At 60.1% G+C, this 14006-nt stretch carries 15 protein-coding genes; 5 read left to right on the top strand and 10 right to left on the bottom strand.

The window, feature by feature from the left end:
• Positions 1–43 precede the first annotated feature (43 nt).
• The 6 genes from PMI03_RS11705 to PMI03_RS11680 all read right to left on the bottom strand — a co-directional run bounded on the left by PMI03_RS11705 (position 44) and on the right by PMI03_RS11680 (position 4473).
• Positions 44–475: a hypothetical protein gene (locus PMI03_RS11705; RefSeq protein ID WP_007693260.1), complete on the bottom strand. Its 432-nt coding sequence runs from the start codon at positions 473–475 to the stop codon at positions 44–46.
• A 90-nt stretch (positions 476–565) separates the two neighbouring features.
• The gene (locus PMI03_RS11700; RefSeq protein WP_007693257.1) at positions 566–1960 is read right to left on the bottom strand and encodes a HAMP domain-containing sensor histidine kinase; all 1395 of its coding nucleotides are present in this window, start codon (positions 1958–1960) and stop codon (positions 566–568) included.
• Entirely contained in the window at positions 1950–2621 is a 672-nt protein-coding gene (locus tag PMI03_RS11695; RefSeq protein WP_007693256.1) for a response regulator transcription factor, read from the bottom strand. Before PMI03_RS11695 ends, PMI03_RS11700 begins: the two co-directional genes overlap by 11 nt.
• A gap of 136 nt (positions 2622–2757) precedes the next feature.
• Positions 2758–3006: a hypothetical protein gene (locus tag PMI03_RS11690; protein ID WP_007693254.1), complete on the bottom strand. Its 249-nt coding sequence runs from the start codon at positions 3004–3006 to the stop codon at positions 2758–2760.
• A gap of 567 nt (positions 3007–3573) precedes the next feature.
• Complete coding sequence (locus PMI03_RS11685; RefSeq protein WP_007693253.1) at positions 3574–3882, bottom strand: Dabb family protein; 309 nt, start codon at positions 3880–3882, stop codon at positions 3574–3576.
• 105 nt (positions 3883–3987) lie between these two features.
• Positions 3988–4473: a YcgN family cysteine cluster protein gene (locus PMI03_RS11680; protein ID WP_007693250.1), complete on the bottom strand. Its 486-nt coding sequence runs from the start codon at positions 4471–4473 to the stop codon at positions 3988–3990.
• Between the two features lie 165 nt (positions 4474–4638).
• Here PMI03_RS11680 and PMI03_RS11675 point away from each other — a divergent pair, with 165 nt between their 5' ends.
• The 3 genes from PMI03_RS11675 to PMI03_RS11665 all read left to right on the top strand — a co-directional run bounded on the left by PMI03_RS11675 (position 4639) and on the right by PMI03_RS11665 (position 8128).
• On the top strand, positions 4639–6834 hold the full coding sequence (locus PMI03_RS11675) for a transglycosylase domain-containing protein (RefSeq protein ID WP_007693249.1): 2196 nt from the start codon (positions 4639–4641) through the stop codon (positions 6832–6834).
• Positions 6835–6975: 141 nt separating this feature from the next.
• The gene (locus tag PMI03_RS11670; RefSeq protein WP_007693248.1) at positions 6976–7563 is read left to right on the top strand and encodes a DUF1214 domain-containing protein; all 588 of its coding nucleotides are present in this window, start codon (positions 6976–6978) and stop codon (positions 7561–7563) included.
• Positions 7556–8128: a DUF1254 domain-containing protein gene (locus PMI03_RS11665; RefSeq protein ID WP_007693247.1), complete on the top strand. Its 573-nt coding sequence runs from the start codon at positions 7556–7558 to the stop codon at positions 8126–8128. Before PMI03_RS11670 ends, PMI03_RS11665 begins: the two co-directional genes overlap by 8 nt.
• Positions 8129–8214: 86 nt before the next feature.
• Here PMI03_RS11665 and PMI03_RS31640 read toward each other — a convergent pair whose 3' ends face one another.
• The gene (locus tag PMI03_RS31640) at positions 8215–8382 is read right to left on the bottom strand and encodes a hypothetical protein (protein WP_007693246.1); all 168 of its coding nucleotides are present in this window, start codon (positions 8380–8382) and stop codon (positions 8215–8217) included.
• Positions 8383–8905: 523 nt separating this feature from the next.
• Here PMI03_RS31640 and PMI03_RS11660 point away from each other — a divergent pair.
• Both PMI03_RS11660 and PMI03_RS11655 read left to right on the top strand, forming a co-directional pair.
• Positions 8906–9112, top strand: a complete 207-nt coding sequence (locus tag PMI03_RS11660; RefSeq protein ID WP_007693245.1) for a hypothetical protein — start codon at positions 8906–8908, stop codon at positions 9110–9112.
• Positions 9113–9538: 426 nt separating this feature from the next.
• The gene (locus PMI03_RS11655; protein WP_039973838.1) at positions 9539–10567 is read left to right on the top strand and encodes a DUF2336 domain-containing protein; all 1029 of its coding nucleotides are present in this window, start codon (positions 9539–9541) and stop codon (positions 10565–10567) included.
• 111 nt (positions 10568–10678) lie between these two features.
• Here PMI03_RS11655 and PMI03_RS11650 read toward each other — a convergent pair whose 3' ends face one another.
• From PMI03_RS11650 to PMI03_RS11640, 3 genes are read right to left on the bottom strand one after another with little or no spacing between them, the layout of a single operon-like run.
• Entirely contained in the window at positions 10679–11038 is a 360-nt protein-coding gene (locus tag PMI03_RS11650) for a DUF1491 family protein (RefSeq protein WP_007693240.1), read from the bottom strand.
• A gap of 48 nt (positions 11039–11086) precedes the next feature.
• Entirely contained in the window at positions 11087–11929 is an 843-nt protein-coding gene (locus tag PMI03_RS11645) for a peptidoglycan-binding domain-containing protein (protein ID WP_007693238.1), read from the bottom strand.
• Positions 11901–13433: a sensor histidine kinase gene (locus PMI03_RS11640; protein ID WP_374190078.1), complete on the bottom strand. Its 1533-nt coding sequence runs from the start codon at positions 13431–13433 to the stop codon at positions 11901–11903. The genes PMI03_RS11645 and PMI03_RS11640 overlap by 29 nt, the downstream gene beginning before the upstream one ends.
• Positions 13434–14006 lie beyond the last annotated feature (573 nt).

Raw genomic sequence — 14006 nt, 5'->3', positions numbered from 1 at the left:
AAGATTTGAGGCGTTTGGCCGCGCTTTTCAGCAGTACGGAATCCTAGTTCAACGGCGACCAGGTGCCGTCGTCATTGCGGCAGGCAGCGCCCCTTGCCTGGGTCGGCTTGCCGTCAACGGTGACCGTGTGCCGATACTGGCGGCAATTCTGTGAGCCGACCTGATAAGGGGCCGCGGCCACGACTTCGCCACTGATATTCTTGCTTGTCCAGACGACGGGCATGCCAAGCGGCGCGGTTTCCAACGCCCGATATTCCGCTTCCAGCGCCCGCCGTTGATCATTGTCGCTGAGCTGGATACCGGTGCGCCCTACGATACCGCCCTCCAAAGCCGCAATATACGGCGTCGAAGCCGGCGGCTTAGCGGTGGACAGGAAACTGACGCCGGGGATCTTACCGCTCGGTGTCGAGCAGGCGGAAAGGCCAATGGCGGCAAGAACGGACGGAACGATCAGAAAAAAGGTGCGAAGCTTCATACAACCGAACCAATATCAACGAGCAAACCAGAGGCACTGCAGTGCGGCATCTTCATGACGCAGCACATCTTTTTGGCATCATGCCGCGCATCAAGCAACATCCTTCGTTACCCCCGGCAGAATTAGACTGGCGCGAAGACCGCCCCAGGGACCGCGGGACAGCTCGAACCGCCCCTGATATTCGTTGATGATCTCGCTGACGATCGAAAGCCCGAGGCCGGTGCCCGGCTTGCTCTCATCGAGCCTGCGGCCGCGCTTCATTGCCTCGCGGATCTGATCCGGCTCAAGACCAGGCCCATCATCCTCGACCACCAGTTCCACCCAATGGCGCCTGGCCGGATCGATGCCCTTCACCTCGGCAGGCGCCTCATTGGCGGCCACGCGCACCTTATGCTCGGCAAAACGGGCGGCATTCTCGAGCAGGTTTCCGACCGTTTCCTCTAGATCCTGCTGCTCCATGGCGAGCGCCAGGTTCGGCGATACGGAAAGCTCGAATTCCTTGTCGGCATTGAGCCGCCGCATGACGCGCACCAGACGTTCCAGTGCCGGCTCCGCCTCGGTGCGGGCCAGCACGGATTCGCGCTGCGCCGCGATGCGGGCGCGGTTGAGATAGGACTGTACCTGTCCCTGCATGGCCTCAGCCTGGCTCTTGACCAGATCGCCATGCGAACGTTCCAGCACGCGGGATTCGTTGAGCAGGACCGCAATCGGCGTCTTCAACGAATGGGCAAGATTGCCGACCTGCATGCGGGCACGCTCGACGATACGCCGGTTGCTTTCGATCAGGGCATTGACCTCGTTGGCGAGCGGCAAGATTTCACGCGGGAAATCGCCCTGCAATCGCTCGCTCTCGCCGGCGCGGATACGCTCAAGGGCCGCGCGGGCCTTATCGAGCGGCATCAGGCCGTAGAGAATGGCAAGCGCGTTGACGATGAGGCTGCCGACGCCGAAACCGACGAGCGCGAAATAGAGGCTCTGGGAGAAATTGCGGACATCGTCTTCGACGACGGCAACGTTACCTGTGACGCGGAAACGGGCGGCGTGGTCCGTATCCAGCTGGACTTCAGTTTCAGCCACCTGCACGCGATTCCCGAATGCGTCGGTAACGATGTAAGAGCGCTCGTAATGTTTGTCGAAGGGCGCCTCCAGCACCGACAGCACCGTTAGGTTCGACGCGCCGAGCGACGGCGAGACCAAGGGGGTCGCGGTATATGTGCCGAGCGGTTCGACCATCCAGTACCATCCGGTCTTCGGCTGGGTGAAACGAAGGTCGCCAAGCTGCGGGCTGCCGCTCAGTGCGCCCTGATCGCCGATGGTGACGGAATTGATGACGTTGTAGAGCTGTGCTCTCAAAAGATCCTGAAAGCCGCGCTCGGCGCTCTTGCGATAGATATTGGAGATGACAAGTCCGATCACCACCAGCGCCACGGCGGACCAGAGTGTGGTCAACAACAGGACGCGAGCGGTGAGTGACTTAATTCGCATTGGTCGGAGCTTGGATGCGGTAGCCCAGACCACGGACGGTCTCGATCAGGTCGACGCCCATCTTCTTGCGCAGACGGCCAACGAAAACCTCGATCGTGTTGGAATCGCGGTCGAAATCCTGATCGTACATATGCTCGACCAGCTCGGTGCGCGAGACGACTTCGCCCTTATGATGCATGAGATAGGCGAGCAGGCGGTATTCATGCGAGGTGAGCTTCAACGGCTTGCCGTCGACGCTCGCCTTCGAACTCTTGGTGTCGAGGCGCACCGGGCCGCAGATGATTTCGGATGAGGAGTGGCCGGCGGCACGGCGGATCAACGCTCGGATGCGCGCCAGCACTTCCTCGACATGGAAGGGCTTGGCGACATAGTCGTCGGCGCCGGCGTCAATGCCGGCGACCTTGTCGCTCCAGCGGTCGCGGGCCGTCAGGATCAGCACCGGCGTTCCCCGGCCCGCACCACGCCATTTCTCGAGCACGGTGATCCCATCCATTTCCGGAAGGCCGATATCGAGGATGATGGCGTCATAAGGTTCGGTATCGCCGAGGAAATGCCCTTCCTCGCCGTCGAAGGCTGTATCGACCACATAGCCTGCCTCTTTCAAGGCATCGGCAAGCTGGCGATTGAGATTGATATCGTCTTCGACAATGAGAATTCGCATATTCCGACCCAATTTCCCCGGTTCGAGAAACAGTACTGCAAATCAGGTTTGAGTGGAATCCACTCGGCCATAAGATTTTGCGTGAGATTCAAAGCGTTAGAGCGTTCCCTGCGTGCCGGCGTGACAGTGTTTCCACCTACATCGGCACCTTCATGGTCACTTTGCGCGGCCGCTGGCCGTTGCCCTGAACGAGGACGGTGACGACGCAACTGTCGCCTGACGGCTGCGCGGAAAGGAGTTGCCCGCCCGTCTTGGCGACAACTTCGGCCGCAGCCTCGCTGCAGTCGCTGTTTACACGCGCCACCAGGGTCGGCGTCGGCGTCGGCAGAACAGTCGAGCCGGCCATGAGCGCGGCCGCTGCTGCTATGCTTATGAATGATGCCATACTCAGACTTCCCACGGGGACATTAACTTGACCGAATATGTACCCAAACGCGTCTGAATGGCAAATGAATGGGCGGTAATTTTCCACGCGCAAAACGTGCGGCCGGAGTTTTGCCTCTTTTAAGTCATTGCGTTAATTATACTTATCGTAATCCGCATCTCCGATCCGGCGACGAGCGGCCCGTTGACGCGCTTCGAACCTCGGCCGCATCCGGAAACGGCTGACAAGCCGCTCCAATTGCCCTTCCCAAATGCCGGAACCACGCCTGAGACTCGGGAGAAGTCAGGCATTTTTAATCTTTCTTGATTATCATTACCTGATAGTCGCACCATGACAGGTGACGCATCTCGGGCTGATGCAACTGGCCTTAAAGCGTTTTACGCACGTAAGACGCGTAGATTTCATTGAGTCTTTTGAATCGCTTGGCGTCACTTTTTCGCGAGTTGAGTCGCCAGCGAGAGAAGTTGAGTCGGGTTCTTCGCGTGATGAATCCAGTGGCGGCGAAACTGATTCCGCTACCATACCCAACTATCCGGATTGACTGCGCTATAGTGCTTTCGCCAACGGTTAAACCGGCTCGCGCACCGCCGCTGTGCTTTCGTAGTCCGCCGCGATCCGCATTTCGCGCAGCGGGCGGACCCGCTCGATCGAAAGTTGATAATTCGGATGCGCCTTATAGGCGGCCAGCGCCGCTTCATCGTCGAATTCGCCATAGACCACGATATCGACCTCAGTGCCGAGCTGATCCGTCTTCACATTGGTGCCGATCTCCAGCAGGCGCGCATGGGGAATAGCCGTCAGGATCGACAGCCCGGACCGCACAGCCTCAAGATTGGCGCGATCGGGAACGGTGAAGAAGACGATATGGCGGATCACGCGGAGGCTCCCTGTGCATTGGCGAAGGCACCGCGCGATATCATGCGTGGCTGGTGAATTCAACGAGCGCCGATGCGACAGCTTGGCGCGACAGGGCGCCAAAACCTAGGCTTTTGCCGGAGGGGTGGCCTCCATCTCGTCCTCCACCGTCAACGGCCAGTCGACGACATAGTCTTCGAAATCGTCGACGGAGACTTCGTCTTCGCTAATGGTGCGACCACGCGCCGAGGCGCGGGCAATATGAACCGTTTCCGGGTCCCCCGATATCAGCGGATGCCACCAGTAGAGATCACGTCCTTCGTCGACGAGACGATAGGCGCAGGTCGGCGGCAGCCATTGCAGGTCCGGAACCTTTTCCGGAGTCAACTGTACGCAGTCGGGCACAAAATCCCAGCGGTTCGGATAGCTGGTGCATCGACAGCTTTCGCCATCCATCAGCTTGCAGCGGACCGATGTGAAATAGACGTCACCGCTATCCCAGTCCTCCAGCTTGTTGAGACAACAGAGGCCGCAGCCGTCGCAGAGGCTTTCCCATTCGGGTGTGCTCATCTCCGTCAGCGTCTTGCTTTTCCAGAAAGGTGTGTCGTCCATGATCGTCGTCCTCGCCGCGCGCGAGGGAAATGCGGGCTGCGGCATGCATGTCTCTTGTTCTTTTTGGTAAATCAACCAAATATTCAGTATGCCAGTCTATCAGAAGATAGGCATTGCGTGTCCCAAAAGAATACGCGACGCGGCATTATGGTCGGGAAGTAGAGCGTGGAAGACCCATCCAACCCAGAGAACGGGCCAGAGACCAAGCCCGACACGCAACCGGAAGGCCAGGCGGAAAAGCGGCCGCGCCGGAAGCGGCATATTCTGCTGCGCATCGATTCCTGGATCGACTCTTCTCTATGGAACGCAGGCTTTCGCCTTGGCGAACTCTGGGAAGACATTACCATTTTCTTTCGCCGTTTCCGCGCCCGCGGCTGGAAGCGCATCCTGTTTGAACTGCTCGGCGAAGGATTGACGCTCGGCACCGCCGGGTCCGTTGTGCTGCTGATGCTCGCCATGCCAGCTTTCGAGGCGACGCAGGGCGACTGGCGCAATCGCGGCAATTTTGCCGTCACCTTCACCGACCGCTACGGCAACGTCATCGGCCATCGCGGCATCATCCATGAGAATTCCGTACCGGTGGACCAGTTGCCGGACTATTTCGTCAAGGCGGTGCTGGCGACCGAGGACCGGCGCTTCTTCGATCATTTCGGCATCGACGTCATCGGCCTGTTCCGGGCATTATCGGTGAATGCCCAGGCCGGCGGCGTCGTCCAGGGCGGCTCGACCCTGACACAGCAGCTCGCCAAGAACATCTTCCTCAGTAACGAGCGTTCCCTCGACCGCAAGATCAAGGAAGCCTTCCTGGCAATCTGGCTGGAAGCCAATCTCTCGAAGAAAGATATCCTCAGCCTCTATCTCGACCGCACCTATATGGGTGGCGGCACGTTTGGCGCGGCTGCTGCCGCACAATTCTACTTCGGCAAGAGCATTACCGACGTCAACCTGGCGGAAGCCGCGATGCTCGCCGGCTTGTTCAAGGCGCCGGCGAAATATGCCCCGCATGTCAATCTGCCGGCCGCCCGCGCCCGCGCCAACGATGTTTTGAGCAATCTCGTGCAAAGCGGGCTAATGACCGAAGGGCAGGTGATTGCCGCGCGGCGCAATCCCGCCTCCGTGGTTGACCGCGCCCAGATCGAATCCCCGGACTTCTTCCTCGACTGGGCCTTCGACGAGGTGCAGCGCCTTGCCGCCCGCTTCCCCGAGCGGTCGCTGATCGTTCGCACCACCATCGACATGGGGCTGCAGAAAGCCGCGGAAGATTCGGTCGAATCCAGCCTGATGGAATATGGCGAGCGCTATCATGCCAAGCAGGGCGCAACGGTCGTCATCGAAAACGGCGGCGCGGTGCGCGCCATGGTCGGCGGTCGGGATTATGGCGAGAGCCAGTTCAACCGTGCCACAAGGGCGCTGCGGCAGCCGGGCTCTTCCTTCAAGATCTACACCTATTCCGTTGCCATGGAGAGGGGCATGACGCCGACCTCCACCATCGTCGACGCGCCGATCACCTGGGGCAACTGGAGCCCGCACAATTATGAAAACCGCTATTCAGGCAAGGTGACGCTGGCGACTGCGATCGCGCAATCGATCAACACTATTCCGGTACGCCTCGCCAAGGAGAAATTCGGCATCCAGCCAATCCGCGACATGGCCAAGGCCATGGGCGTGGAAACGCCGATCCGCAACGACAAGACCATTCCGATCGGGACGTCCGAAGTGACCGTGCTGGACCAGGCGACGGCCTATGCCGTCTTCCCGGCCGACGGCATGCAGTCCCGCCGCCACGGCATCGGGCAGATCGTCGGCTATGACGGCAAGGTGCTTTACGACTTCAGTCATGACGAGCTGCCAGCCAAGCGCGTCCTCACCGAAAAAGCCAATTCCTATATGAACCAGATGCTGATCCAGATCCCGCAAATCGGCACGGGCCGCAGGGCGGCGCTCGATCGCGGCATCCTCGTCGGCGGCAAGACCGGCACGACGCAAGCCTATCGCGACGCCTGGTTCATCGGCTTCACCGGCAACTACACCTGCGCCGTCTGGTTCGGCAACGACGACTACACCTCCACCAACAACATGACGGGCGGCACCCTGCCGGCCATGACCTTCAAGAAGATCATGGACTATGCCCATCAGGGCATCGTGCTGAAGCCCCTCCCTGGTATCGACAACCCCTTCCCGGTGCAGAAGCCGCAGGCCGTGGCCGCCAAGAAGCCTGCCGACGGATCCGAAAACACCTTGCCGCCGCTTGTTCGCCCACGGACGCTATCGGTGGATTCCACCAAGATACTGCGCGACCTCGGCGACAAGCTGAAGGCGGCGGCACCGCTTGCGACGCAGAAGGTGGCAACCGCGGAATAAGGTCCCGCCGACCGCATGGCGCAATGCGTTATGATCCTGTGTTTTTGAACGCAAGTTCGGCAATCTACCCACTAACCCTTTCCCCTGCCGTCAGAATCAGGGATAAATCGCCACCTGATTGGTCATAAGGACGATCTTAGGGTGTTCCGGGTTCCCCTTCTTGTTGCAGTTTCGCTGATGCTCGCCTTTGGCGGCGGAATCCTGTTCACGCTTTTTGCGCTGGACGCGACCTCCGGTTTCGGTGCGATCAAGCTTGGCGCCTGGCAGGCTTTTCCGGATATGCACACGTCGGATGCCGACCCCTATGCGAAGTCGCATCGCGCGCGCGCCGGACGGTTGCTCTATGGCACCGCAGAGGGATTGTCGTTCATTGCATCCGATGACGATAGCGGCGCTCGGTTGACGGCGGCTTGCAGCTATCGCATCAGCGGACAAACCCCGCCGGCGCGGCTCTGGACACTGTTCATCGCCGGCAATGACGGCGAAGCGCTTGAAGCGCCTCCCGGCCGGCCCTCGGCGATCAATTCCTGGGTGGTGCTGCGCAATCCCGATTCAAGCTTCAGCATCACCGTTTCATCGAACGCGCAAGCCGGCAACTGGCTGGCCCTGCCCTCCGGAGGCAATTTCCGGCTGACATGGACGCTGCTGGATACGCCGGCCGCCGGAAATTCCGGTCTGATCGACCTCTCCATGCCCAAGCTCGAGAAAATCGGATGCGGCCATGTTTAGGACCGTCTTCGCCATCCTGACCGGAGTACTTGGCGCAGCCCTGCTGCACCTCATCATCATCTTGTCCCTGCCGCATTTCTCGGACCGCGACGCCTATACCCGCATCGAGGATGAAGGTGATGAAAACCATTTCTATATGCTCGACAACAAGGATGACGATGCGGGGCTTTCCAACAGCGATCCCTATATCCGCACCGCTGTCTGCGCCTTCGACATCGACGAACAGCCGATCCGCCTGACCGCCAAAGGCAAGGTGCCGTTCTGGTCGCTATCGGTCTACGACGCGGCATCCAACGAGGTCTTCAGCATGAGCGACCGCACCTCGGTCGGCGGCGCGCTCGACCTTTTGCTCGCCTCGCCGGTCCAGCTGACGGGCATCCGCAAGGCGCTGCCGCCATCGCTTGCGCAATCGATCCTGGTCGAAGTGCCGCGTGCGGAGGGCTACGTCGTGCTGCGCGCCATGGCGCCCGAAGCAAGCTTCGACGATGCCGCCCGGAACTTCCTGTCTGAAGCCGGATGCGATGTGTTTGATGACAGTGAAATTGAGCTGAAAAGTCGGGGCTAACCGACGGCATATCGTGGTTTGAACCGCGAAGCTGAAAGCCGCCCTGGCGGCTGAACGCCGACGAAATCCGCCGGCCTATGATCGAACTACTTGCCCTTTGCCCGCTTCGGTCCCGTGCCGGGACGGTGGGAGCTAGCGTCGAGGCGCTCGTAGCGCACGCCGGTGAACAGAAGGATCTTCGCCTCAACCGGCTCCTTTTGGGCACGTCGCGGCAACCGCGATCGTCGGTCCGAAAGGGATATGATCTTTGCCATTCTCGTCTCCATTAACAACCCGAGACGGATGAATTTGCGACTGATTTCACCCTGTCCGCCATCAAAGCGGACCAGCGTGCCCTTTAGTCTTCGCGGCCTCCTGCGGCTCCGACAAAGGGCATTCACGCCTTCTCACGATATTCTCTGAACACCGTGACATGGACGACCAACTGTGGCTTCCATGCGAACTATCATGCGACCAAATTCTGCAAATCGCTGTTTTCACCCGAATTCAGACATACTGTGGTTAACAAAATGCTAATCATCGTCGCACCTTACCACGGGCTTCCGCGGCCTCCTGAGCAATAAACGCGGAAAGGTCGGATTTGGTTTCATATGCGATGTAAAAAATTCGGGGATCATCTCATCCATAAAACATCGCAAAATCATGCTCTTAGATGAGTATAGCCTTCTATCCGCGAATGAAGCAGAGACAAGATGCGTTGCAAAAAAGTGTCACGCAAATATTATTTGCGGTAACGGCAAATTAACGTATTGTGGCGGGTGAAACAGAGGGTGGGCAATGTCAGTCGCGGCCAATTCCTTCTTCTCTCCCGAGGACGTTAACGTCCTGCGGGGCGCACTCGATAAGTGGTGCCTGGAGAAGCGGATCGACATCAAAAGCACTGAAGCCCAGTTCGCGGCAACGGCGGCGATCAGCCTGTTTCAATCCGGTTGCGACACCTCCGAGAAGCTGCTGGTGGCGTTGCGCGAGCATAAAGGGCTCTGAGCCGGAAGCGTCGAAATCCAAGCGTCCAACTCCATCTTCACGCCGTTGGACAGCACAAGCCGTCAAAGCCCTCATAAGTTGAGCACGACAATCCAGGCATCGCGCCAAAACGATCTCGATGTGGGCCGAGAACCATCAAACACAAGCGATCCGACGCGAATGTCGCGGAAAACCCTGCGCAAGCTTAACGCGCAGTTTTTATTTGGATTTTAATAAAGTTTTCACCAACCATTAACCCTGCCAGCCTTACTCTCCAAGAAAGCCAGATCAGGACGACCGTGTATACGACCGTTTCGACAGCCACCGCCGATTGCGCGCGCGAAAGCCACGCACGCTCCGGCTCGGCGGCGAAAAGATGTCGCGTCGCATGCGTTTGATGATCGGGTTCCCGTTCTTTTTGTTTCGCGTATCAGTATGGGTGTTGGCGTGCGTGACCGGTTTCGAGATCTGGAAGAGCCTGCGACAGTTCGCAAGAAGGACGTGGTCCTGATGGCGACGGTTACCAGTTTCGAAGGCATGAACCACCCGTCCAAATCGGAGCTTCGCCAGTTTGCCGAGCTCTTCAGCCCCCTCTTCCAGGCATCGACCGACGAGGCGAAACGCCAGGCCGTCGCCGCACTCTCGCAATGCCCGACCGTGCCGGCCGCCGTCGCCCTCTTCATCGGCTGTCAGCCGATCGCCATCGCCGCACCGTTTCTGACAAGTTCGCAGGCGATCGACGACGACACATTGATCACCATTGCCCGCACACAGGGCGCCGCGCATGCGAAAGCCATTGTCCGCAGGCCGTCGCTGTCGCCCAAAGTCATCGACGCTCTGGTAGGCCTGCACCAGGCGGAGCCGGAGCGCGGCATGACCGCATCGGAGATCCCGGCGGCCGGACCGGCACCAGCGCCACGCTCGGAGGCAAGCGTACCCGACCCTGAGGCTGAACGCCTCGCCCGCGAGGAAGCCCTGCGGCAGACGATAAAGCACGTCGCGCGCCATCTTGGCCGCGACGACAATGACCGTCTGGGTCTTCGCAATCTGTCCGATACGCAGGAAGCCTTGATGGTGCGCTTCGCCCGGGAACGGGATGCGCAGCATTTTGCCGCCACGCTCGCTGACGCGCTCACCTCCAGCCACTGGCTTGCCGAGCGCATCATGATCGATACATCCGGCCAGCAATTGGCGGTGACGCTGGTCAGTCTCGGCATGGGCTTTGCCGACGCCGTCTATGCGCTCGAACGCTTTTATCCACACCTTTCCGAACGTCACGGTAGCGTCAGCCGCGCCTGGCTGGTGCTGGACAGCATCGATGCGGAGGAAAGCCACGCTCGCGTCGAAGCCTGGCGCCGCGCCGACAGCTACACCTATCTGCCGCCGGAACAGAAGACTGCCCCGCAATCGGGCGCGCCGCTGTTCGGCAACAGGGAAAGCCCGATCCGCGAACTGCGCGTCGTCAGCCGGCGCTAGAACGTTTCAACGCTTCACGGAAGCGCAGAAACGCTCTAGCTCTTTGTTGTTACGCAATTCCGGACGGAAAACCGCAGCACACTTTTCCTGGAATTGCTCCAGATCCCACTCTCAGTCGAGCGGATTGATGCGCTGGTCGGTGAGCGGCACGATATCGGCGATATCGTCCGTCTCCAGCTCGATGATCCAGAGATCGGGATCGAATTTCAGTTCGCGGTCGAGCATCTGCCTGATCTCGTCAGGCTCCTTGCGATCCATGCGGATTTCAAATAGGCGCGTCCCGCTTTCCTCTTCATCGAAGAAGCTTTGCGGCGCCGGCGCATAGAGCGTTTCCAGCCCATCGCGAAAACGCTGGCGGATGAAGATCGCCCCGGCCTCCTCCGAGCCCTTGTGCTCGACGGCAGCAAAGTCGCCACGGGAAAAAAGGCGACGGGTCAGGGCGGAAACGAAGATGTCGCTGCGCAATCTCATGGCTGAGCTATAGCCGCCAGCGGAAGACGAGGCAATTGATGGCGAGGATTAAAGCGCGCCGATATCCTGCAGTTTCTTCAGGACCGCCATGTCGGGCTCGCCGGTTTCCGGCAGCCGGTAATGTTTCTGGAAGCGGCGGATGGCAGCCTTGGTCTGCTCGCCGGCAACGCCGTCGACACTGACATTGCTATAGGCGATGTTGCTCAGGCCCTTCTGGATCTGCATCACCATGTTGACGGTATTGACCGCGTCACTGGGAGCACTCTTGGGCGTAGCCGGGCTTTTGCCGAGGCCCTTCTCGGCGCTCTGGATAGCCGCAGCGACAGGATCGATAGCCGAGGCATTGGCGGAAACATTGATCGGCCGCTCAGCCGGAACGGCGGCGACCGTCGGTTTGCTGGCCATGCGGGTGGCCGGGCTGGCAGTTTGAACGGAGGCCGTCGACGTGACAGTCGGCTGATTGGAAGCGGCATCGTTCGACGCCTCGGAGTCCTGGCGCTCGATACGAAATGTCGTGACATTGCCAGTATCGGCTTGCTGGCCGAGCAGGAAGGCCTTGCGACCGGGGATCTGATAGGGTGCACCGGGCTCACGGGTGCGCAAGAGCGGCGACGGGTGTATGCCCACCTGATACCAGAGAGCGTTGGCGGTGACGAAACCGAAAACCGCGAAGAAGAGCGCAATGCCACCGGCCGCCGCCGGATGCCGGCCGACAGCGCCGCCCAGCAACCCAGCCAATGCACCAGCGCCGCGCACGCCAAGGCCACCCAGCGCGCCGGCACCGCGCAGGCCAAGGCTGCCAACGGCAACCGCCCCTCGGGAAGCAAGGCCAGGCTGCTTGCGCCTGCCCTTGCCCCTTCCCTTAGGCGATTTTCGCTTTTGCGGGGCCATTCATCTCTTCCTCTTTTCGCTTTCCATTCATCTCCAGATTATGTTTCAGACGTGGCGGAAAATCGACCGTGCGGTTGGCATCCACAGGCTGTTGCACCACCACTCCGGAGCCGTCGAGCGGGATCAGGATCGTAATCACCGTACCTTCGCCCGGCGCGCTGGCGATGGCAAAGCTGCCGCCATGCAGCCCGACCAGCCCCTTGACCAGCGACAGGCCAAGACCGGTGCCGGCGTAACGGCGAGTATAATCATTCTGGATCTGCACGAAAGGCTGACCAAGCGAGGCGAGCCGATCGGCGGCGATGCCGATGCCGGTGTCGCAGACCGAGAGCTTCAGCATCCCGTCGGCCATGGCCGCATCGATGGTGACGGCGCCGCCGGCATCGGTGAACTTGATGGCATTGCCGACGAGGTTGATGAGAACCTGCTGGATGGCACGCTGGTCGGCGACGATATCACCGAGGCCGCGCTGCACGCGGCTCGTCAGCGTCAGCCCCTTCTCCTTGGCCTGCAGGGCCAGCATGGCTTCGCAAGCGCCGATGGAGGCTTCGATGGGGAACGGCTCAGGCACAAGCTCGTAGCGTCCGGCCTCGATCTTGCTCATGTCGAGCATGGTGTTGACCACGGAGAGCAGATGCGCGCCTGACTGGCGGATCAAGCCGACATATTCGCGCTGGCGATTGTTCTCGAGCTTGCCGAAATATTCGCCGCTCAGGATATCCGAGAAGCCGAGAATGGCATTGAGCGGTGTGCGCAGTTCGTGGCTGACGGCGGCGAGGAAGCGCGACTTGGCGTCATTTGCCGATTCCGCTTCCGCGGTCTTGCGGTTAGCTTCGTCACGCAGCTGCTGGTCGTAGGAGATATCGCGTGACTGGCTGACGATCGAGGTCAGTCGGCCTTCGCCGTCGCGCCGCGCGCTCATCTCCATGCGGATATGAATGAACTGGTCGTTGCCCTCGATAACCGCCGAGCGCTCCAGGCGCACATCGACGCCGAGGGCATCGCGGCCCTGGCGCAGCGTATCGACGGCCTGCAGGAAGAGGATGCGATCGGAGATATGCACCTGCTCGATGAAACCGCGACCGGAGGGGTCGCGCATCCAGCTCAGGAATTCCGCGCGATCGCGCCCGCCGACAGTGGTGACGCTGCCCTGCGGATCGAACAGGAGCACAAGACCGCTGGCGGCTTCAAGCATCAGGTCGCGATGCTCGACAACGACGGCCTCGACGGCGTCCGAGGCGGGCCGCTGACGCGACAGAGCGATGCTGCCGACAGCGGAAAACAGGAATGCGGCGCAGACCGTGGCAACGCCGACGGGCAGCGCGACGGCCGGGCTGGTGATGAAGGAAAGTCCCGCCGGAACGGCGACAAGCGCCACGGAAGAGGCGAGCGCAAGCCGGCGCAGGATCGCCAGTTCCTGTCCACGGACCTCGCCATTCCCGCTTGTCCGCGACAGCCAGCTTTCGCCCGTCCGGTCCACGAGGGCTCCAGCCCTGCCAGCCATGTTACTCAATACGCGCACACCAAAACCCGCACAAACGGTCATTTATCCAGGCCCACAATAGGCTCTGGCGACTTAAGGAAAGAATAAAGGACAGGCGCGCGGATCGGCCGAAAAAGCCCGAAAGTCCCGTTTTGGCGCACATGGCGGGACCTTTGGGTTTTGTGGTTAACAGCGGGTAAGCAACGGATTTTATTTAGATTTCCGTTCCGCGTTAACTTTTTGAACGCCGCCGACGCCCGTAATCCCCTGGAGATCAAGCAGATCGGCAGAGACATACTTAACAGCAATCGCTACAATTCGAGCTAAATAGGCTTCAAATTCCGAAAGCTAAAATTTGAATCAAATTTGCCAAAAATGCATCCAAGTTTTGAAAAGCGATGTTGTCCTCTGCCGAATAGGGTCTGAGCAACGTCGGATCAACGGATTCGAATCGGTGGCAAGACCGAACGAAGCACAGGATGGGCAAGGCAATGTGGTTTCTCATTAGAACAGGGTTCTGGTTTTCGCTGGTTCTCATGTTCCTGCCGATCTTCGCCAAGCCGCAGGGCGATCCCCGACCGGCGGGCGAGCCGC

Origin of the sequence: Rhizobium sp. AP16 (assembly GCF_000281735.1) — a bacterium.
Classification (GTDB): Bacteria; Pseudomonadota; Alphaproteobacteria; order Rhizobiales; family Rhizobiaceae; genus Rhizobium; species Rhizobium rhizogenes.
The sequence above is the reverse complement of the archived record's forward strand: the minus strand, read 5'-3'. Positions and strand labels throughout refer to the sequence as shown.